Annotated in this window: 19 protein-coding genes; 10 read left to right on the plus strand and 9 right to left on the minus strand. The window is 72.2% G+C overall.

Annotation, left to right across the window (positions count from 1 at the left end):
• The first annotated feature begins 121 nt into the window (after window positions 1-121).
• Window positions 122-865 carry an FHA domain-containing protein gene (locus O0S08_RS12385; RefSeq protein WP_269039302.1) on the plus strand — a complete coding sequence of 248 codons (744 nt, stop codon included), beginning with the start codon at window positions 122-124 and terminating at the stop codon, window positions 863-865.
• Between the two features lie 102 nt (window positions 866-967).
• Here O0S08_RS12385 and O0S08_RS12390 read toward each other — a convergent pair whose 3' ends face one another.
• Complete coding sequence (locus O0S08_RS12390; RefSeq protein ID WP_269039303.1) at window positions 968-1,690, minus strand: NADPH-dependent F420 reductase; 723 nt, start codon at window positions 1,688-1,690, stop codon at window positions 968-970.
• Between the two features lie 193 nt (window positions 1,691-1,883).
• On the opposite strand from O0S08_RS12390, the gene O0S08_RS12395 reads away from it, so the two are divergent.
• Window positions 1,884-2,930 (plus strand): oxidoreductase, encoded by a 1,047-nt coding sequence (locus tag O0S08_RS12395; RefSeq protein WP_269039304.1) that lies wholly within the window; start codon window positions 1,884-1,886, stop codon window positions 2,928-2,930.
• 25 nt (window positions 2,931-2,955) lie between these two features.
• On the plus strand, window positions 2,956-3,450 hold the full coding sequence (locus O0S08_RS12400; protein ID WP_269039305.1) for an Rrf2 family transcriptional regulator: 495 nt from the start codon (window positions 2,956-2,958) through the stop codon (window positions 3,448-3,450).
• 312 nt (window positions 3,451-3,762) lie between these two features.
• Here the strand turns inward: O0S08_RS12400 and O0S08_RS12405 are convergent, their stop codons facing one another.
• Entirely contained in the window at window positions 3,763-4,098 is a 336-nt protein-coding gene (locus O0S08_RS12405; protein ID WP_269039306.1) for a thioredoxin family protein, read from the minus strand.
• Window positions 4,099-4,230: 132 nt separating this feature from the next.
• On the opposite strand from O0S08_RS12405, the gene O0S08_RS12410 reads away from it, so the two are divergent.
• Complete coding sequence (locus O0S08_RS12410) at window positions 4,231-5,094, plus strand: NmrA family NAD(P)-binding protein (protein ID WP_269039307.1); 864 nt, start codon at window positions 4,231-4,233, stop codon at window positions 5,092-5,094.
• A 15-nt stretch (window positions 5,095-5,109) separates the two neighbouring features.
• On the opposite strand, the gene O0S08_RS12415 is transcribed toward O0S08_RS12410, so the two are convergent.
• Window positions 5,110-5,745 (minus strand): RNA polymerase sigma factor, encoded by a 636-nt coding sequence (locus O0S08_RS12415; RefSeq protein ID WP_269039308.1) that lies wholly within the window; start codon window positions 5,743-5,745, stop codon window positions 5,110-5,112.
• A gap of 194 nt (window positions 5,746-5,939) precedes the next feature.
• Between O0S08_RS12415 and O0S08_RS12420 the strand changes: the two genes are divergently transcribed.
• Window positions 5,940-7,067 (plus strand): SMI1/KNR4 family protein, encoded by a 1,128-nt coding sequence (locus O0S08_RS12420; RefSeq protein WP_269039309.1) that lies wholly within the window; start codon window positions 5,940-5,942, stop codon window positions 7,065-7,067.
• Window positions 7,068-7,149: 82 nt separating this feature from the next.
• On the opposite strand, the gene O0S08_RS12425 is transcribed toward O0S08_RS12420, so the two are convergent.
• Entirely contained in the window at window positions 7,150-8,700 is a 1,551-nt protein-coding gene (locus tag O0S08_RS12425) for a phytoene desaturase family protein (RefSeq protein ID WP_269039310.1), read from the minus strand.
• A gap of 70 nt (window positions 8,701-8,770) precedes the next feature.
• On the minus strand, window positions 8,771-10,126 hold the full coding sequence (locus O0S08_RS12430) for an MATE family efflux transporter (protein WP_269039311.1): 1,356 nt from the start codon (window positions 10,124-10,126) through the stop codon (window positions 8,771-8,773).
• Between the two features lie 106 nt (window positions 10,127-10,232).
• Between O0S08_RS12430 and tsaA the strand changes: the two genes are divergently transcribed.
• The 5 genes from tsaA (at window position 10,233) to O0S08_RS12455 (ending at window position 16,109) form a co-directional block, all read left to right on the plus strand.
• A complete protein-coding gene (gene tsaA / locus O0S08_RS12435) occupies window positions 10,233-10,775 on the plus strand; it encodes a tRNA (N6-threonylcarbamoyladenosine(37)-N6)-methyltransferase TrmO (protein ID WP_269039312.1) in 543 nt (180 codons plus the stop codon).
• Between the two features lie 285 nt (window positions 10,776-11,060).
• The gene (locus O0S08_RS12440; protein WP_269039313.1) at window positions 11,061-12,065 is read left to right on the plus strand and encodes a hypothetical protein; all 1,005 of its coding nucleotides are present in this window, start codon (window positions 11,061-11,063) and stop codon (window positions 12,063-12,065) included.
• Window positions 12,066-12,082: 17 nt separating this feature from the next.
• A complete protein-coding gene (locus O0S08_RS12445) occupies window positions 12,083-12,493 on the plus strand; it encodes a hypothetical protein (protein WP_269039314.1) in 411 nt (136 codons plus the stop codon).
• A 789-nt stretch (window positions 12,494-13,282) separates the two neighbouring features.
• A complete protein-coding gene (locus O0S08_RS12450; protein ID WP_269039315.1) occupies window positions 13,283-14,992 on the plus strand; it encodes a hypothetical protein in 1,710 nt (569 codons plus the stop codon).
• A 61-nt stretch (window positions 14,993-15,053) separates the two neighbouring features.
• The gene (locus O0S08_RS12455; protein ID WP_269039316.1) at window positions 15,054-16,109 is read left to right on the plus strand and encodes a hypothetical protein; all 1,056 of its coding nucleotides are present in this window, start codon (window positions 15,054-15,056) and stop codon (window positions 16,107-16,109) included.
• A 19-nt stretch (window positions 16,110-16,128) separates the two neighbouring features.
• Here O0S08_RS12455 and O0S08_RS12460 read toward each other — a convergent pair whose 3' ends face one another.
• The 4 genes from O0S08_RS12460 to O0S08_RS12475 form a co-directional block, all read right to left on the minus strand.
• Window positions 16,129-16,659 (minus strand): GNAT family N-acetyltransferase, encoded by a 531-nt coding sequence (locus O0S08_RS12460; protein ID WP_269039317.1) that lies wholly within the window; start codon window positions 16,657-16,659, stop codon window positions 16,129-16,131.
• Between the two features lie 96 nt (window positions 16,660-16,755).
• A complete protein-coding gene (locus O0S08_RS12465) occupies window positions 16,756-18,474 on the minus strand; it encodes a serine/threonine-protein kinase (protein WP_269041956.1) in 1,719 nt (572 codons plus the stop codon).
• Window positions 18,475-18,899: 425 nt separating this feature from the next.
• Complete coding sequence (locus O0S08_RS12470; protein WP_269039318.1) at window positions 18,900-19,439, minus strand: hypothetical protein; 540 nt, start codon at window positions 19,437-19,439, stop codon at window positions 18,900-18,902.
• Window positions 19,440-19,741: 302 nt separating this feature from the next.
• Complete coding sequence (locus tag O0S08_RS12475; protein ID WP_269039319.1) at window positions 19,742-20,635, minus strand: hypothetical protein; 894 nt, start codon at window positions 20,633-20,635, stop codon at window positions 19,742-19,744.
• Between the last annotated feature and the right edge of the window lies 1 nt (window position 20,636).

Below are 20,636 nucleotides of genomic sequence, written 5' to 3' on the forward strand. Positions count from 1 at the left end.
GTCGCACGCCCGAGGATGCGGACTCGTCGCTCGTGGCCGCGCATGATCCGGGCGGGACCACGCGCTAGTTCACGAGCCCCGCGCGCCCCGCGAGGCCCCCGGTTGGCTTAGCATCCGGGCAATGGCGAATATCCCGCTCGTGCTGACGTGCGCCGGACGGCGGATCGGCGTCGGCACCGACGTGTTCTCGATCGGCCGCACCCGCGACAACGACCTCCCGATCCGCAGCGGGTCGGTGTCCCGCAAGCACTGCCGCGTCGAACGGCGCGGCGAGAATTTCTACATGGTCGACCAGCACTCGACCACCGGCCTCGAGCTGCGCGGCTGCAAGGTCACCAACTACCGCATCGAGGACGGCGACGTGTTCTTGCTCGCCGACGACATCACCGTCCGCTGCTCGCTGAGCCCCGCGCCGCTGACCGAGCTGCACCTCGACGACCTGCGCGTCATCACCATCGATCCGGGGCCGCTGCAGATCGGCGCGCAGGCGGCCGACCTGCGCCACCGCGAGGCCCTGCCGTTCGACGTCCGCGGCGTCCTGCTGGCCGGCCCCAAGGGCGCCATGGTGTTCTGGCGCGACGACAGCACCGGCCGCTCCGGCCTGGCCCGCGCGACCGAGTCGTACGTGTGGAGCACCGCCGCCTTCCCGCTGCTGCGCGCCGACGCGGCGCCCGACGGCATCACCCTGCGGCTGTTGCCGTCGCGCACCGCGGAGCCGGTGACGCTGCTCGAGACGACGACGCGGGTCGACGAGACGACCTGGCGGGTCACGCAGGACATCGTCTACCTGGTGTCGCGGCTGTTCCCGGCCGGAGCGAAGACCGGCGACGAGATCGAGCGGCAGCTGACGTCGTCGCGGCTGTGAGCGAGTGCCAGTCGTCCTCGCGCCGGATCTGGCAAACAGAAGGCGCGAGGAGGCGGCGGCCAGCGACAAGCGAGGGCTGCGCGAACTGCTCCGGTCGCGGCGCTAGGGCGCGGCGAGGGCGTCGATGCTGCCGGCCGCGGCGATCAGCTGCTTCACCGACTCTTCGCCCTCGCGGCGGTAGTCGGCGACCTTGTCGCGCTCGGCGGCCGCCAGGGCGGCGCGCAGGGCCGCGGCGTCGAGGTCGTGGCAGTAGGCCGGCGTGCCGACCTGTTGCCGCCACGAGTCCGCCAGAGTGCCGGCGTCGACGCCGTCGAAGCCGAGCTGCTCGAACAGCTGCAGGACGAGCTTCTTGGCCTCGACGTCGTCGCCGGCGACCGACAGGGCGACCCGGCCGGGCGCGCCCGCCGGCAGGCCGCCGCGGTTGAGGGTGCGGGCCTGGACGTTGTTGAAGGCCTTGAGGACCGGGCGACCGAGGTGACGCGCGACCCACTCGCTGTCGTTGAGCCCGGCGTCGAGCTCGGCGATCCGGCCGTCGCGCAGGTCGGGGTAGTAGTTGCCGGTGTCGACGACTGCGCGCGGCGAGCCGCCGGCGAACAGGTCGCGCGGCAGATTGGGCACGGCCCGCTGCGGGATGGTGACGATGACGACGTCGCGCGCGCGGGCGGCCTGCTGGACCGTCCCCGCGGTGGCGCCGGTCTCGGCCGCGAGCGCGGCGAGGCTGTCCGGGCCGCGCGAGTTGGCGACCGTGACGTGGTGCCCCAGCCCGCTCAGCCGCCGCGTGAGGGTGCCGCCGATGTGTCCTGAACCGATGATGCCGATGTCCATGCTGCTCCTGAATCCGAACCGGGCGGGCGGCGACAGGCTCGACGACCGCGCGAGCTCACAACTGTAACTCTTATAGTCTCATTTCTGCCTCGCGCAACGCGAAAGTGTGGGCGGGCGAGCGGGCGGTCGCGAGCGCAGAAGTGTTTTAATGATCCTTGCACTTAAACATGAACTGAACTAGTGAGGGATACATATGGACGGACACGTTGGTTCTGCACTGTTGGACCCGCTGCGGCTGGGCGCGCTCGAGCTGCCGAACCGGGTCATCATGGCGCCCATGACCCGGCTGCGCTCCGACGCCGCGCTCGCGCCGAGCGAGCTGGTGGCCGAGTACTACGCGCAGCGGGCCGGGGCCGGGCTCATCATCAGCGAGGGGATGGCGGTGCGGCCGTACGGCGCCGGCTTCCCCGACCTGGCGGCGATCTTCTCGCCCGCGCAGCAGGCCGGGTGGGCCCGCGTGGTCCGCCGCGTCCACGAGGCGGGCGGGCGGATCGCCGCGCAGCTGTGGGACGTCGGGCTCCCGCGCGCCGAGCGGCCCGGGCAGCCGCCCGGCTGGGCGATCGCCGACGAGGTGCGACCGGCGATGCTGTCGCGCGACGACATCGCGGCGATGATCGCGGGCTTCGAGCGAGCCGCGCGCGCGGTGAAGGACGCGGGCTTCGACATGATCGAGATGCACGCCAGCAGCGCCAACCTGTTCGACCGCTTCCTCCGCGCCGCCACCAACGCCCGCACCGACGAGTACGGCGGAGCGCTGGCGGGGCGGCTGCGGCTGCTGCAGGAGCTGCTGGGCCGGCTGCAGGCGGTGATGGGCGCGGGGCGGGTCGGGCTCAAGCTGTCGCCGAGCGCGATGGTCGACGGCAAGCCCGACGCGTCGGCGCGCGACAACTTCGCGGCGATCTTGCAGGAGCTGTCGCGGCGCGAGCTGGCCTACGTGCACGTGACGCGAACGACCGCGGACGACCGCGGGCGCGGCAGCGGCCCCGGTCTGTCGTTCGCGGAGCTGCGACCGCACTACCGCGGCACGCTGCTCGGCGCCGGCGATCTGACGCAGGCCGAGGCGGAGGTGCTGCTGGCGGAGCGGCAGATCGACGGGGCGGTGTTCGGCCGGCTGTTCATCGCCAACCCCGATCTGCCGGCCCGCTTCGCCGCGCGTGCGGCGCTCAACCCTCCCGATCGGGCGACGTTCTACACGCCGGGTCCCGCGGGCTTCATCGACTATCCGCGCCTACCGGGCTGAGTGCCCGCGTGCTACACCTCGCGCCATGGTGGACGTGCGGTTCGCCTCCGCGCTGCAGCTCATGCTGATGCTGGCGCTCGCCCAGCGCGAGGACGCGGGGTTGTTGTCGTCGTCGGAGCTCGCCGATGGGCTGGCCACGAACCCGTCGTTGACCCGCAAGCTGCTGGCCCAGCTGGCCGCGGCGGGCCTCATCGTCACCAGCATGGGGGTCAAGGGCGGCTCGCGCCTGGCCCGCCCGGCCCGCGAGATCACCCTGCGCGACGTCTACCTCGCCGCCCTCGGCGAACGCGGCCTGTTCGCCGGTCGCTGCGACCTCCCCCACCGCTGCGTGGTCACCTCCAACATGGAGGTGATGTTCCGCGAGCTGTCCCACGAGCTCGAGGACGCGACCCTCGCGGTGCTGGCCGGGCGCACCCTGGCGAGCGAGCTCGATCGGCTGGAGCAGCTCGGCGGGCCCTGCTCGCACAAGAAGAAGGTCGCGAAGGCCGGCAAGACGGCCGCCCGCGCCCGCCGGGCGTGAAATGCATCCAAAAAATGGGCATGCCCTTTCGGGCATGCTTCATCAAGCATGACCATTTTGCCATGTTCGAATGGACATGTCCTTCGAGTTATGTTCGCACACGGGTGCGACAACGGGGCCGTCGCGGGCTCGCGTCGCGGATGTCGACATCGACGGCCGCTCGCGGTGCTGGGCTCCGCGAGCGGTCCGTCGCCGCGCGGCGGCCTCGACGCCCAGCAGCCTCGATGCGAGCGGACGGCTGGTCGATCGGCTCGCCGGCGCACGGCTGCTCGCGGTGCGGGCTCCGCGAGCGGCCGTCTCCGCGAGGGGGCCTCAGGTGCGCAGCAGGGCCTCGATGCGCGCGCGCGGCTGGTTGCCGACGAGCTGGCCGATCGGCTTGCCGTCGCGGAAGGCGACCAGGGTCGGGATGCTGCGCACGCCGAACTGCTCGGCGAGGGCGTGGCTGGCGTCGACGTCGACGTCGAACAGGGTCAGGTCGTTGCGGTCGCGGGCGATCGCGTCGAGGGTCGGCTGCAGGGCGCGGCAGGGCGGGCACCAGGCGCCGGCGAACTTGACGAGGACGAACGGCGAGGCCGCGACGTCGGCGGCGAACGAGGCGTCATCGGTGCGGCGAGGGTGCGGGCGCGAAGAACTGGGCGAAGTCGTCATCGGGGAGCGATCCTTTCGTGTGGCTCGCCGATGCAGTGCGACCGGGGGCGGGAAGTGTGTCACGGGTTTCGAGGGCCGCGCGCAGGACCTTGCGGGGCCGCGCTTGAGCCGGTCAGGTGGTACCCTGGCCCGGTGCGCGGGCGGATCCTCGTCACCGGCGCGACGGGCAACGTCGGCAGCGCCGTGCTGGCGCGTCTCGTCGCCCGGGGCGCGGCCTGCCGGGTCGGTGTCCGCGACCCCGCGACCGCGGCCGCGCGCCGGGACGTCGAGGTCGTCGCCTTCGATTTTCACCGCCCGGAGACGTTCCGTGCCGCGGTCGCCGGGGCAGGCGGGCTCTTCCTCGTCCGTCCGCCGGCGATCGCCGATGTACGGCCGTCGCTGTGCGCGCTCGTCGACGCCGCGGCGGCGGCCGCGGTACCGCACGTCGTCTTCCTCTCCGTCGTCGGCGCCGACCGCCGGCGCCTGATCCCGCATCACGCCGTCGAGCAGCACCTGACTCGCGGACCTGTCCCCTGGACCATCCTGCGGCCCGGGTTCTTCGCGCAGAACCTCGGCGACGCGTACCGCCCGGACCTTCGGGAGCGCGACGAGCTGTTCGTCCCGGCCGGCCGCGGCCGCGTCGCGTGGGTCGACACCCGTGACCTCGGCGAGTTGGCGGCCGACGTCCTGCTCGATCCCGGTCCGCATCGTGGCCGGGCCTACACCCTCACCGGCGGCGAGACCCGCGACTTCGGCGAGGTCGCCGGGCTGCTCGCGCGCGCGCTCGGGCGACCGATCCGCTACACGCCCGCAGGCGCGCTGGCGTACGCCCGTCGCCTCCATGCGCGCGGGTGTCCGATAGGACAGGTCATCGTCCTCACCCTGCTGCACCTCGGCCTGCGGCGAGGCGACGCCGAGCGGGTCGACCCGACCCTCGCTGTCTTGCTCGGCAGGCCGCCGCGGACGATCGCGGACTACATCGCCGACCACTGCTCGCTCTGGCAGCGAGCGACATGACCGGCGAACGAGGCGTCATCGGTGCGGCGACGCGAAGAACTGGGCGAGGTCGTCATCGGGGAGCGATCCTTTCGTGGGGCTCGCCGATGCAGTGCGCCCGGGGGCGGGGAGTGTGTCACGGGCTTCGAGGGCCGCGCGCAGGACCTTGCGGGCGCGCTTGAGCCGGCTGCGCACGGCGTCGTGGGTGAGCGAGAAGCGCTCGGCGATCTCGACGCTGGTCACGCCCTCGGCGGCCAGCAGGAACGCCAGGCGGTCGGTGCGCGAGAGGGTCATCAGCGCGTCGCCGAGGGTCGCCCCGAGCTCGCGCCGCTCGGCGACCACCGCCGGGTCGTCGCAGGTGCAGGGGACGTCGACGACCTCGGCCGTGGGCGCGGCCTTGCGGTTCAGCCGCCAGCAGGTGCGCGCCACCAGGGTCGACAGCCACGCGAGCGGGGAGCCCTCGCCGCGGTAGCCGGTCATCGCCGTGCCCGCGGCGAGCAGGGCCTGCTGCACCGCGTCCTCGGCGTCCTCGCGCAGGTCGCAGCGCCGCCGCGCGACCGCGAGCAGGCGGTCGCCGTAGGCCCGCGCGAGGTGGTCGAGCGCGCGCAAGTCGCCGTTCTGCATCAACGCGAGCAACGTCTCGACGGACGGTGCGGGCCGGGAGCTGGGCATGTCTCGGAGGTGCAGGCTGCGGCCCGAAGTGTGTCACGAAAAATTCTCGAGCGCATGCCGCGCGAATCCGCGGAGCGCGGTGCTCCCTGTCCGGGCTGCGACGGGCGAATCGCTGGAGCATCCCCCGAGCCCCTCGAGGCGTGACCGCGGCGGGCCCCGCGCTCCGGGCGGCGAATGTGGTAATGGCGCCGCCCATGAGCTCCGCGACCCCCCCGCGTCCCGACCATGTCCCGGCGTCCGCCGTGTACTCCAGCGATTCAGCGCAGTGGTGCGAGGACAACGACACGGCGGTGCGCCGCTGGTACCGCGACGGTCAGCCCCTGCTCGACGCCCGGCTGCGCGGCGGCAAGCTGCACGGCGAGCTGTCGTGGTTCACCAACCACCCCGACTTCAATTACGACGAGGCGGCACGTCGCGCCGCGGAGGCGCTGCAGCAGCAGTACGGCCTGCCGATCGGCCCGCCGCTGACGACCCGGATCGCCGCGGTCTACGAGGACGGCGCGATCGTCACGGCCACCTTTCACGGCTACCCGTTCGGCCAGATCGCCCTGATCGCCTCGTGGCGGAACGGTCGCCTGCACGGCCGGTTCGAGTGGCAGAAGATCACCCAGGGCGAGCTCCTCCGCTTCGGCGACACCGTCATCGGCGCGCACGACGTCAAGCTGCCCAAGCCGCACCCGGACCGCGGGGTGTCGGAGTTCGTCGACGGCAAGCGCAAGAGCACCGCGTTCTTCGACCGCGAGGGACGGGAGCTCGTGCAGCCGAAGCCGCTCAAGGAGTGGGGCCAGAATTTTACAACAGCGGACCTCGCCGGCTACGTGGCCCGCGGCGAGTTCGAGCGCGACCTGGCGGCGTTCTTCCCGACGGGCCGCCGCGTCACCGAGCTCGTCGAGGGCGCGCGCCCGCTCGAGTCGTGGATCGATCGGCTGCCGGAGGCCCACCGCGCGGCGGCCCGGGCCTTCGACGCGCTGGTGCGCAGCGGCCGGTTCCCCTGGCTGGGGCAGCGCTTCGACGTGTCCGGCTCGTACGGCTTCGACTGCGTCCGCAACGGGCTCCACGGCGCGGCCGACGAGCGCTACGTCGGCCTGTCCGCCGACGGCTCCGGCGACATGCACCTGCTCGACACGACCACCGGCCGCGTCCTCGGCTATGAGCACGAGGAGGGCCGGTTCGACGCGCGGCGCGGCTTCGACGACCTCGACGCGTTCGCGTTCGCCATGATCCGCGCCGAGGCGGCCGCCGCCAAGCGCATCCCGGCCAAGAAGCTGGCCGACCTGTTCAAGGCCCTGGGCCTGACGGGCGGGCTCGCCGAGCTCGACTGAATATGTGCATGCGCGAAGGGGCATGTCCGTCAGGACATGCCCCTTCACACATGCCCCGACGGGCATGCCCGAGCGGACAGGCTCAGCCGAGGCCGAGGTCCTTGAGCGCGGCCATGGCGGCGTTGTGGCCGCCGCAGCCGATCACGCCGCCGCCCGGGTGGGTGCCGGCGGAGGCGGCGTAGAGGCCGGCGATCGGCTGGCGGTAGGGCACGCGCTGGTCGAAGCCGTAGGTGTTGTCGACGTGGAGGATGTGGCCGCGGGTGATGCCGAAGTGCTGCTCGATCTTCTGCGGGTGGAGGACGAAGGTGTCGACCACCAGGTCGCTGGTGCCGGGGGCGAAGCGGTCGCAGATCGACAGCAGGTGCTTGACGTAGCGGCTCTCCTCCTGCTCCCAGGTGGTGCCGGCCAGCTCGTAGGGCACCCACGACACGAACAGGGCCGAGTTGTGGTGGCCGTCGGCGTCGCGCATGGTCGGGTCGACGGTGGTGTGGATGTACCAGTCGATGACCGGGAAGTCGGGCAGCCGTCCGGCCTGGACGGCCCGGAACGCCTCGCCGAAGCTGCGGATCACGACCTCCTCGTCGGGCAGGAGGTGGATCGTCGGGCCGTACTGGCCGCGGTCGACCGGCAGGCAGGTGAACTGCGGCAGGCCCTTGAGCGCGAGGTTGACCTTGAGCGAGGTGCCGTCGCGGCGCATGCCGTCGAGGCGGGCGTTGTAGTCGGCCGGGAAGTTGTCGCGGCCGGCGAGGTCGCGCATGCGGAACGGGTCGGCGCCGACCAGGACCACGCGCGCGCGCAGCTCCTCGCCCTTGTTGGTGAGGACGCCGACGGCGGTGCCGTTCTCGACCAGGATCTGCTTCACCCCGTTGGCGGTGTCGATGACCGCGCCGGCCGCCCGCGCGGCGGCGGCGAACTTCTGGCTGATGGTGCCCATGCCGCCCTCGACCAGCATCCACGTGCCGCCGGCGCCGGGCAGGCGGCACATGTTGTGGACGAGGAAGTTCATGCCGGTCCCGGGCGTGTCCCAGGTGCCGTAGACGCCGGTGAAGCCGTCGGTCGAGGCGTACATCGCCCGGATCAGGTCGCTCTTGAACGGGAAGCGGTCGATGTACTCGCCGACCGGCTTGCGGCACAGGTCGACGAAGACCTGCCGCAAGGACGCACGGACGTAGCGCTCGGCGGTGTCCTCGAGCGACAGCGGCTCGTGGAACCACGACGGCGCGAGGTCGTCGCGCAGCTGGGCGAGCTCGGCCTGCATGGCCTGGTCGGCGTGCCAGTCGGCCTCCGACGAGAAGGCGGCGTACTGACGTCGGGTCTCCTCGGCGTCGGAGCCGAGCAGCAGGTAGCGGCCGTCGGTGGTCGGCAGGAAGTAGTGCGGGTCGCGTCGCTTCAGCGGCAGGTCGACGCCGGTGATCTGCAGCAGCTCGGGCTGCATGAGGCCGAGCAGGTAGGCGCCGGTCGAGATCGCCAGGTTCGGGGCGCGCGCGAACGGCTTCTCGGTGCGGACGGCGCCGCCGACGACGTCCCTCTCCTCGAGCACCCGCACTCGCAGGCCGCGCCTGGCGAGCAACAGCGCAGCCACCAGCCCGTTGTGGCCGGCGCCGACGACGATCACGTCCGTGTCCGTTTTCATGGCGGGCACCATACTCAATGCCCGTCGCCCGTGCGACCGCCGATGGCGGCCGCGGCGCGGCCACGCGGCACTAACGCTGTTCGATCGAGATCTTCCCGACCGTGGCGGGGCCGCGGACGGCGATCCACGCGAGCAGCGCGGTCGCCACCAGCGCCAGGCCGACGGTCAAGCCCCACCACAGGCCGCCGATGCCGTGGCCGCGCTCGAACGCCAGCCACCACCCGAGCGGCAGGGCGACCGCGTAGTAGCCGGCGAAGTTGACCAGCGCGGCCTTGTTGGTGCGGCCCATGGCGCGCAGCACCCCGAAGCCGACCACCTGGACGCCGTCGAAGATCTGGAAGGCGGCGGCGATCGGCAGGCTGGCGACCGCGAGCGCGTAGACCTCGGGGTCGGCCTCGAACAGCGCCGGCAACCGGTAGCGCAGCGAGTACATCAGCACCGCGCCGGCGCCCATCACACCTGCCCCGAGAGACATGGCGACCCACGCCGACCGCTCGGCCTCGCGCGGGCGCTCCGAGCCGAGCAGGTTGCCGACGCGGGTCACCGCGGCCATGGCGATCCCGACCGGGATCGTGAAGGTGCACGAGGCGAGGTTGAGGACGATCGTGTAGGCCGCGAGCGGGGCGTCGCCGAGCCAGCCGGCGAACAGCATGGCCGCCTGGAAGGCCCAGATCTCGAGGCCGAGCTGGAGGCCGATGCCGAGGCCGACCCCGGCGATCGCGGCCAGAGCGGCGCGGTCGAGCGCGGCCCGCGACCACGGGACCCACGCGCCGTGATGCAGGCCGCGGCGGACGATGATCCACGCCAGGGCCGCGGCCATGACCACGCGCACCACGCCGGTCGAGATCCCGGCGCCGACGGCCCCGAGCGCGGGCAGGCCGAGGGCGCCGAAGATCAGGACGTAGTTGAGGCCGACGTTGACGACGTTGGCCGCGAGCATGACCAGCAGCGCCGGGCCGGTGATCCCGCGGCCCTGGAGGTACGAGCGCATGGCCGCGTAGAGCAGCACCGCCGGCGCGCCGGGCAGCTGCGCGAGCAGGTAGTCGTGGGCCTGGGCGGACAGGTGCGGCGCCTGGCCGAGCAGGACCAGGGCGGGGCCGGCGAAGGTCCACAGCAGCATGACCGGGACGCTGGCGAGCAGGGCGAGCACCACGCCGCGCTGCAGGGTGAGGCCGAGGGCGCGGCCGTCGCCGGCGCCGTGGGCCTGGGCGATGAACGGGTCGCAGCCGAGGACCACGCCCATGCCGATCGTCAGGACCGCGAAGCCCCACAGGTTGCCGAGCGCGGCGGCGTCGAGCGCCTCGCGACCGACGCGCCCGAGCATCAGCATGTCGACGATGCCGAGCATCATGTTGCCGAGCTGGGTGAGCGCCAGCGGCACGGCGAGCACGGCGAGCCGCCTCAACTCTGCGAGGACCTCGCGCATAAAGAGCGAGTCTTAGCCCAGCGACGGCTGGGCCCGCCAGAGCGCCGCAGCGTGCCCCTGCGCACGCGTGGCCCGCGAAACCGGCGAATTGGACTAAGCTCGCCGCGTGCGCCGCAGCATTCCGGAGCAGGACCACACCACCGGCCAGGGCGAGCGCCCGAGCTTCTCGTTCGCGCCGATCGGCGTGGTGCGCTCGCCCTACACCGAGCGGTTCGGCACGCCGCGTCAGCCGACCATCACCACCCAGGTCAAGGAGGACCGGGCGCTCCCGGGGCGCATCGAGGTCCTGCCGGAGTTCGCCGCCGGCTTGCAAGATCTGGCCGAGTTCGAGCGGATCTGGTGCCTCTTCGTGTTCCACCTCAATCAGGGGTATGGCCTGAAGGTCAGGTCGCCGCGCGACCCGTCGCGCGCCGTCGGCCTGTTCTCCACCCGCGCGCCGCACCGGCCGTGCCCGATCGGCCTGTCGTGCCTGCGCGTGACCGCGATCGAGGGCGACGCGATCCACGTGCTCGGGCTCGACATCCTCGACGGCACGCCGGTGCTCGACATCAAGCCCTACGTGCCCTACGCCGACGCGTTCCCCGAGGCGCGCGCCGGCTGGCTCGAGGGCCGCGTGCAGGACGAGCCGGACGAGTTCCGCCCGCGCTGACCGGACGGACATGCCCAAAGAGGCATGTCCTGGTGGGCATGTCCGAACGGGTATGTCCGAACGGGTATGTCCCGCGGGACCTGTACCTTCGTCGCGCGCGCCGGTCCGCGGGCGCGTACGGCCGAGCCCGCTCGGCGTCGATGGTTGACGACGGTCACAATTCGCGGGACGGCGGCGCACGGGTCCGGGGCCTGCGGCCCGCAGGCGTCGTGTCGCGGCCGCACTCGCCGGGGCTTTTCGCGGCTGCGCGAAGTCGTCTATCCTCGGCGCTGGAGTTCAACCACCATGCACAAGCACACAGTCAGTGTCTCCGCCGGCGCGTTCGCGCTGGCGCTGCTGCTGCCGGCGGCCGGACGGGCCGACCTGCCCCCGGGTCCGCCGCCCGTCGCCGCCACCACCACAGCGGCGCCGGCCACCGCCACCGCGTCGGCCTCGGCCAACATCAAGATCTCCGATCAGGAGGCGCTGAACGACGACATCCTCTCGGTCATCGACCTGCCGCTCGCCGCCGCCGACGCGCGCGCGGCCGGGGTGCCGGAGGCCGATCTGAAGGAGGCGCTCTCGGTCACGCAGGAGGTCGGGCTCGGCGCCGGCGAGGCCAGCGACCTCGTCGCCGAGGAGGCCGACGCGACGAGCAAGCGCGGCAAGGCCAACGCAGGCTTCGGCAAGTGGGTGCGCGTCCAGGTGGCCAGCGGGCTGCGCGGGCAGAAGCTGGCGGCCAAGCTCAAGGACCGCAAGGAGGACGCCAAGGAGCTGACGGCCGAGGAGACCGACAAGCTCAAGGTCAAGCTCGACGCGCTGGCCGAGCAGAACCGCCTGCGGCGCGAGAAGCTGCTCGAGAAGCGCCAGGAGCTGCTGGCCAAGGGCCAGAAGAAGATCCTGGCGGCCAAGGATCGCCACGACAAGCGCCAGGAGAAGCTGGCGTCGTCGACGGCGGCGATCACCGAGAAGAGCGGGCAGGTCGAGCTGCGGCTGCGCGAGATCGACGCCAAGCTGGCGACCGCCACCGGCGAGGAGAAGTCCCGGCTCGAGATCGAGAAGAAGCGGCTCGAGGCGCTCGGCCAGCGGCTCGACAAGGCCGAGGAGAAGCTCGAGAAGACCGAGGGCAAGCTCGACAAGAAGGACGCCAAGCTCGACACGATCTCGGACAAGGTCGAAAAGCGCGAGGACAAGCTCGAGAAGAAAGAGGAGAAGCTCGAGCAGCGCCAGGACCGGCGCGAGGCCAAGATCGAGGCCAAGGCCGAGAAGGCCGAGGCGAAGAAGGACAAGGCCGCCCCGGCGCCGCAGTGATGAAAGGAGATACCGCCATGCACCACTCCACGCATTCGTTCCTCCGTGCCGGTCGTCTCGTCGCGCTGCTGGGCGCGCTCGCGCTCGCGCTGCCCGCCTGCGGCGGCGAGGGCAAGAAGACCGAGGTCACCAAGACGACCAAGGTCGAGACCAAGACCACCGTGACCAAGACCGAGACGCCGAAGCCCGAGGTGAAGGCCGAAGAGCCGGCGCCGAAGCCCGAGACGGCGCCGAAGCCCGACCCGGGCTCGGAGAAGGTCCAGGTCGCCGCCGCGGTCGCCAAGGAGATCGCGGCCGACCCCGAGCACGCCGACGACGTGCTGGCCAAGCACGGCCTCGACCGCTCCAAGCTCGACGCGATGATGTTCGAGATCGCGGCCGACCCGGCGCTGACCGAGGCCTACATGGCCGCGCGCAAGACCACCTGACGCCGCCTCCGCGGCCATTCCCGGGGCCGGGCGACTCGCGCGACGAGTCGCCCGGCCCCGTCGCAATTGCGCCATCGTGCCAGTCGACGGCGCCCCGCAGCGACGACAGGTGGTCGTGACACCGAAGAAGGAATGGCGCGGCCTGCTGCAGCTGCTCGCACGGCCGCCCGCGGCTGCGAGGCGTCCGCGGCTGCGCGCCGGAGCGCGACGTCGGCCGCGTCGGCCTGCGGGGCGTCCGCCGCTCCTGCCGACCGCTCGTGGGCGCCGGACCCGGCGCGCGCGCCTCCGCCGCTCTGCTGTGGATCACGGTCGCGGTGCGCGGGCGGCGGCGGGGGGCGAACGGTGGCGCAGGGCCGCATTCGATTGTGCCACCGCGGACCGCCGCGGCGAGGCGAGCAAGCGGGCAAGCGCCGCTGCTCCGGCGCGTGATCCGCCCCACCCGCCGGAGAATCGCGGCAGCGGACGCGGCCACCTTGTTCGTTGGCCGCGTCGGAGTGCGCGGAGAAAGAGGAGCGCGAGCAGGCCAATGATCGGACCACCTCGTACGCGGCGACACCGTGCGCCGCCCACCGTCGGATCGGCGCTTCGCCGGGTCGACGCGCGGTCCGGCCTGCACCCTCGCGGCATTCGCCCATGAATGCCCGCGCCGCTCCGACGCGGCCGATTCATCACACCTCGATCGGCGCCCTCGCTTAGCCTGCCGCCAATTCGTCAATCCGTAGCAGCACCGGCGGCGGCCCATCGCCCGCCGCGGCGGTGCCCGTCGTTTCGCAACCAGGAGTGATTGTCATGAGTGCGACCCACAGGCGCGGAGGCGTCGTCGATCATCGGCTGGTCCGCTCGCTCGCGCCGCTGTGCCTCGCGCTGGCCTGCTCCGGGGTCGACGTCTACGACACCCACGAGCACGGCGAGGGCGAGGGTGAGACCGAGTCCTTGCCGCTGCCGAGCGGGCCGGCCATCGAGGCGCCCTATCTGGTCGGCGACCTGGCGTGCGCGGAGCCGTCGCTGGTCGGCGCGGCCGAGCGCGACCTGTCGCCCGACGAGTCGACCGAGCTGCCGGCGCCGGCCGGGCTGCCCGAATTGCTGGCGGACATTCGCGCCCGCGGCGGGCGGCCGGTCCTCCGCTTCGACACCCACGCCGCGGGCCGGCTGCTCAACGTCCGCGTGCCGGTGCGCAGCCATCAGGTCCACCGCAGCGTCGACGGCGTCAGCGACGTCTCGCTCGACCTCGGTGCCCTGACCGTGCGGCTGGCCCACGCGCCCGGGGCGGGCGGCCTGGCGCCGGAGCTGGTGCTGCCGACGACCTTGCCTTTGGACCAGGTGGTCGTGCTCAAGACCTACGCCCGCGAGCCGACGCCGGACGGGCTCGGCCGCGCGGCGCTGACGATGGTGTCGGTCTTCGACCGCCGCGACGAGGCCGCGGGCCCGGTCGCCGCTCTGGCGATCGACGACCAGGTGCCGCAGGCGCGCGAGGCCGACTGCGACGCGCTGGCCTACGAGTTGGCCGCGGAGGTGCCGCCGGTGGCGGTCAGCTTCCCGCCGCTGTCGAGCTGCACCGTCGACGAGTGCGCCAAGACCCGCGCGGCCTGGCTGCGCGCCAACCACGACCTGTTCCGCGTGCGCCAGATGCTCGACTTCGTCGCCTCCAGCCCGCCCGGCGATCGAGCGTTCCTGTGGGCGGCGCAGGGCGGGTCGGAGAGCGGCGAGCGGCTGATGAGCTACGAGAGCGACGACGTCGGCCCCAACACCGCGCTGGAGTTCTACTTCGGGCCCTACGCCGAATACCGCCTGCAGGCGATCCGCCTGGCCTATTCGCGGCTGTGGCAGATCTTCCACGACCACGAGATGGGCGGCCTGACGCTCGACATCGAGTGCACGCCCGACGGCCCCGGCGACATCTGCAACACCACCCGTCCGGGCGGTCACCACGCGGTCAAGAGCAACATGAAGCTGTGCGACAAGGCCTACTCGACGCCGAGCCAGGCGTTCGACGTGCCGCGGCTGGTGCTCCACGAATCGATGCACCACATGTTCGTGCCGTGGAAGAACACCGTCGGCCGGCTGTCGCCGATCATGGACACCCACACCCACGGCCACGGCGGCCTGTGCACCAGCAAGCTGATCACCGACAAGGGCTACGGGCTGAAGAAGATCAAGCACCTCGCCTCGTACGAGAACGATCGCGGCGGCGATTGCTGGCACAACAACTTCGCGTTCCGCAACAACGACACCTACGCCTACGCGGCCGCGACCCTCGGTACGTACATTCGCTTCGGCTACCTGGCCCGCTGGCCGCTCGAGCTGCCGCCGCGGGAGTCGGAGGAGGGCTACCACCCCGACCCCGAGTGCGGCATGCCGGGCGTGACGACGCCGCCGCCAGGCTTCAGCGACCCGCTCAGCAAGTGCTACAAGTCGGGCGGGGTGCTGGTCTGTCCCGGCGCGAACGGGGGGCTGTCGCCCGGCGACCTCGACATCGCGGCGGTCTGCGGCGACCCGTGAGGCTTGTGCCTGGGCGGTGGCGCTTGACGCGGGTCGAGCGGTTCCACCATCATGAAGGACGTTGCCGTCGAGTCGTTCCTCGTGGAGCCTCCTCGCGCTGGGTCCCTTCGCGCTCGCGTGCGGGTGGTCTGCCGCGCCGTCCGATCCATCATCGCCGGCTTCGTCGGCCGTCCCTGCGGAGAGTGTTCAAACCGCGCGGATCGAGGGGCTCCAGGCACAGATCGATGCGATTTCTGGAAAGCCGGAGAGCTTCGATCTGTGGGTCTCCAATGCCATGACATTGAACGGGGCGCCCGTCCCCCAGGACCTGGGGATGGCGATCCTCGTCGACAGGCTCCTTGCGAAGGGGCTGTTCCCCCACGGCTTCTCGGAGGGCGCGGGCGGCCGCACGTATCACTTCCGCCGCGGACCAGCCGGGCCGGCTGTACCGCCCGCCGGCGAGCCGCGGCTCGTACCGCGGGACCTCCGCGCCGGGAGGGCCTACAAGATCCATGTCGAGCACAATCTCATCGGCGGCAGCTCGACGATGAGTGTCGACGCCACGGCGACTGTCACCTCGATCGGGGACGACGCCGTCGACCTCGACGTCCGCGTCGAGCACGGCACCGAGCACCCGGCCGAGCGCGTGATCTTCAGCGACGTGAAGCTCAGACTGTCGGTCCCGAAGGACGCCGGAGATCCGCGCCCCCAGCGGGCCGACGGTTTACCCTTCCCCGTGGAGTTCCTCGATCCCCGGCCTGATGACGATACGCGTGCGACCCTCCCCGGCCTGCTCAACACGTTCAGCTTCGAGCGGTGCCTGCTGCCTCGACAGGCGCACGCGACCGGAGAGAAGTGGACCGAGACGCGAGCGCTCCGGTTCTTCGGCGACGTGGCGATCGCGTGGGAAGCCGGCCCCGTGGTGGTCCATGCCGGCGGCGCGTTCGCGACTTACACCGCGCTGTGGCGGATGTCGACTGCCAAGAATGCCCCGCCGACGCTGGCCATATTCGAGGTGAAGCTGAGCGTGCACCTGGACGACGGCTTCCACGGCGATTGCGTGGTGCACGACTTCATGCTGGGGCCGGACAACCCGAGCTTCATGACGCGGATCTCGTCGACGCCGGTGCGAGGCTGAGCGCGTCGAGCCGGCGACGCTAGCGTACGTGCCCGTGCGCGGGAGCGGCGGCGTGCACGACACAGTCCATGTCGCACAGGCGATCGAAGCGGGCGAACTGCATGCCGATCTTGTGCAGGACGCGGATCGATGCAGTGTTGCGCCGATCGGCGAACGCGATCAGACCCTGCAGGCGCAGGACCTCGCGCGCATGGCCGAGCCACGCCGACGCGACCTCGGTGGCGAGGCCTCGACCCCAGTGTGTGCGCGCCAGGCGGTAGCCGAGCTCGAGCTCGCCGGTCTCCGGCAGATGAAGAACGCCGGCGTCGCCCAGGTACGCGCCCGTCTGCGCGTCGCGGACGGACCACTTCGAGAAGCCGTGGTGCTCCTGGTGCGCGATGTAACGCTCGAGGCGTGCGCGCGTCGCCGCGGTGTCCCGATCGGGTGCGCCGGCGGCGTAGCGCATCACCACCGGGTCGCCGAACACCGCGAACGCCTCGGGTACGTCCGCGAGCGAGAAGGGCCGCAGGAGCGTGCGCTGCGTGCGGAGCTCGGTCGCGGCGCGCGTCACCCGGCGACTGTACCCGCGCCGCGCGAGCGGGTCACGCGCTCGAACGCTCGGCACGATGCTGGCGGCCGAGCGCATCGAAAGGCCTCGGGTGCGGCGCTAGCCCTCGGCCTGGGCCTCGAAGCGGCCGATCACCCGCCCGAGGTCCTCGCGCAGGCAGCCGATGCAGTCGCGGGCGACGAACCAGTCGCGGCAGCCGTTCTTCGGCGTCTTGGCGACCATCTGCAGGCCGGGCAGCGCCCGCAGGTCGCCGGCCTCCTCGAGCTTGAGCAGGACCTTGCGCTTGTCCTCGCAGCGCGACAGCTTCTCGATCCAGGCGAGGTTGCGGACGTACTCGGGGATGGTGGCCTTGTCGGCCTCGCTCGCGCCCGTGATCGCCTCGGCGGCCTTCTTGCGCGCCTTGTTGCCGGTGCCGGTGAGCAGGGTCTGCGCCGCGTCGGCGAAGGCCGCGGGGATCTCGGCGACGTCGGCGGGCGGGGGCGCGGCCGGCTCGGGCTTCGGCTCGGGCTTCGGCTCCGCCTTCGCTTCGGCCTTGGCCTCGCCCTTGCTCGCCTTGCCCTTGCCGGGCTTGCTCGGCTCGGGCGCGGGCTCGGGCTCGGCGACCGCCGCCGGCTGCGGGTCGGGCTCGCTGTGCCGGCCGCATTGATACACCAGCACGAGCACCAGCAGCACCAGCGCCCCGGCGCCGTAGCGGAACAGCTGCGGCCGCTGGATCGACAGCGCGCGCAGCCGCATCTCCCACGGTGCCGGCCCCGGCGGCCCGGCGATCAGGGTGCCGCCCGGGGTCGAGAACTCGGGCCGCTGTGCCGCGCTCGACCAGCCGGCCGAGGTCGGCGCGTGCGACATGCTGATCGGCGCGCCCGCGAGGCGCAGCTCGGGGGCGGTGCTGAGCATGGGGTCGCCGCTGAAGGCGATCCGGCGCAGCTCGTCGCGCACCGGGGCGACCGCGCCGGGGCGCACTGCCGGGTCGGCGGCGATGAGCTGGGCTGTCAGATCGGACAGGGTCTCGGGGACCTGTCCCGGAAGCATGTCGCGCAGCGGGGTGACTGCGCCGGCCAGCTGGCGGGCGAACAGCGCGGTCAGGCTGTCGGCCATCCACAGCCGCTGGCCGGTGGTGCACTCCCACAGGATCACGCCGAGCGCGTAGATGTCGACCCGGTGGTCGATCGTCTGGCCCACTGCCTGCTCCGGGGCCATGTAGCCCGGCGTGCCGATGATCGCGCCCATGCGGGTGATCGGCTGGCTGGCGTCGACGACCGCGCCGTCACCTGTCTCTCCGGACAGGCGCGCGATGCCGAAGTCGACCACGCGAGCGTGGAACGAGCCGTCGTCGCGCTGCTCGAGCAGGATGTTGTCGGGCTTGAGGTCGCGGTGGATGATGCCGGCGGCGTGGCAGGTGGCGAGGGCGTCGGCGATCTGCCCGCCGAGCTCGGCGACGTGGCGCCACGGCAGCGGGCCGCGCTCGAGCCGGCGGGCCAGGGTCTCGCCGCGCACGAGCTGGATCACCAGGTACGCGCCGCCGTCCGGCAGGTGGCCGTAGTCCATCGCGCTGGCCACGTGCGGGTGATCGATCTGCGCCGTGGCCAGCGCCTCGCGGGCGAACCGCGCCTCGGCCTGCCCGTCGCCGGCGAACTCGGCCCGGATCGTCTTCAGCGCCACCAGCTTGCGCAGCTTGAGGTGTTCGGCGACGAACACCGCCCCCATGCCGCCCTCGCCGAGGACCTCGACGATCCGGTAGCGCTCGTCGATCAGCCGGCCGATCCACAGCCCGGACAGCTCACCCTCGGGGCTCGGCGGGGCGCTCGGCTCGGTGCTCACCAAGACGCTGCCTCCGGAACGGTGCGGGACATGGCGGGGCGCAGTATACCCGGGCGCCTACGGGAAAAGGCTGTCTCTTCGGACAGCTGCGATCGCGGTTTGCACGTGCTGGGGCCGTGACGCGCACCACCTCGCAGCCGCGGGCAGCCCCGCGCCCGCCAGCGGACTCGGCCGCGCGCGACGGCCCGCTCGCGGCGCGGGCCGGCGAGCGAGCGGCGACGCAGGCGGGCTCAGGCGCAGCGTGCGAGTGTCCGCGTGAGGACTCGCGCACGCGTGAGATCGACCTGCTAGCGAAGGCGGCGACGGCGGACCTTCACCCTGAAGGATCAGGGGAACCCCCGTCATGCCGTCGATCGTGGATCGGATGGTCGAAAGGACAGGTCACCCCGGACGTGGTTTCGCGTCGGGGCCCGCGACGGTGGGGCTCAGGCGGGGACGCAGAGGCCGCTGCGGTCGTCGCAGATTTCGTCGTTCGAGCACGCGTTCGGATCGCTCGGGTCGCAGTTCTCCTCGCAGTTGGTGACGCCGCAGCCGCAGGCCGAGTCGTTGACGCAGTGGAAGCCGTCCTCGCACGGCGGGGCGCCCAGCGACTCGTCCACGTCCGGGTGCTCGCAGTTGATCGAGACGCCGCAGGTCGAGGCGCACTCGTCGTTGGTGATGGACTCGCTCCCGAACGTGTCCAGCGAGTCGTCGGTGCCGGAGTCCGAGTCGGTCGCGGTCGCGGGACCGGTGCCGGTGGTGGTCTCGACGGTCGTCGTCGAGGTGGGCGCGGGCGTGGCGTCGGTGGTGGTGGCGTCGGTGGTGGTGCCGGTGGGTTCGCCGGTGCTCGTGCCGGTGCCGGTGCTCGCGGGATCGGTGGCGTTGCCGGTGCTGTCGTCGGTGACGGTGCCGGCGTCCTGCGGGCTGCAGGCGACGAGGGTGGTGATAGCGAGGATACGAATCATGCGATCGCCGAAGTTAGTCATGCGCCGCATGTTACTCCATTCGCAGCGCCGGGCCAGGCGCGCGCCGCCCCGAGGGGCGAGGGGCAGGTGCGCAGCGCCGGGGCCTCCACGCCCCGGTGCGCGCGCAGTCGGGCGGGCCGCCGCGATCGGCGGTGCGGGCCGAATCGTCGCCGTCTTCGCGCAGGCCCCGGCGACGCCTTACCCCGAGGATCGGGGACGATCCGCAGATCCGCAGGCGAGGTGGCGGATGTCCTGAAGGACAGAGGACCCTCCGTGCGCCCAGCAGCGCGGGCCGCGAGGGGCCTGTCCCCGAGGTCATGGGATCAGAGATCGGACTCGGGGATGTCGGGCGGGACGTCGGGGACGTCGGGGACGTCGAACAGGTCGCAGGGGATCGGCAGGAACGGGTTGAGCGTCGAGAAGGCGCCGCCCTGGTAGCTGTAGAAGTTGCCGTCGTACTTCACCCAGGCGTCGCCCAGCGACGGAACGGCCAGGCCGGTCAGGTCCTGGAGCGCGGACAGGCCGCCGGCGGCGTAGTGCAGGTGCAGCACCATCTGGAAGTTGGGGTTGTCCTCGAAGGCGTCGAGCGTCGAGCACAAGAACGGCTGGATCGGGGCGCTGAGGCTGATGAGGAGCGAGGTCGGGTCGCCGTCGAGCGGCGCCACGTCGGTCGCCACCAATTCGCCGGTGCTCTGATAGTAGCAAAAGGGCTCGTAGTAGCAATAATAATAGTTGTACGGCGGTTCGTAGTAGCAGGGCGCCGGCGGGTCCGGCGGGCAGACCTGCTCGAGGTTGTAGTACCTCAGGTCGATGAGGGTGGTGCTGGGCTGGCCGCCGTAGTTGCCCATGTAGGCCTGGGCCATGCTGAGGCGGAAGCGCTTGGGGTTGACCGTGTCGACCGGGGCGAGCGGCTCGGTGAAGCTGAGCTGCAGGGTCGACGGGTCGCGCAGCTTGACGCCCAGCAGCGCCGGCGGCACGTCGGCGGGCGGCGGCGGATCGGGCGGGGGCAGCGGATTGGTCGGATCGGGCGGCAGCGGGGTCGGATCGATCGGCGGTCCGGTCGGGTCGTCGGTGGTCGGTCCGTCGGTGGCGGTGCCGGTGGCGGTGGCGGTGTCCGTGTCCGTGTCGCCCTTGCCGCCGTCGGGACAGGCGGCGAGGACCAGCGCGCCGCTGGCGATGGCGGCGTGTACGAGCCGGCTGAAGCGTAGTCCAAGCATG

This window comes from Nannocystis punicea (assembly GCF_026965555.1).
Lineage (GTDB): Bacteria > Myxococcota_A > Polyangia > Nannocystales > Nannocystaceae > Nannocystis > Nannocystis punicea.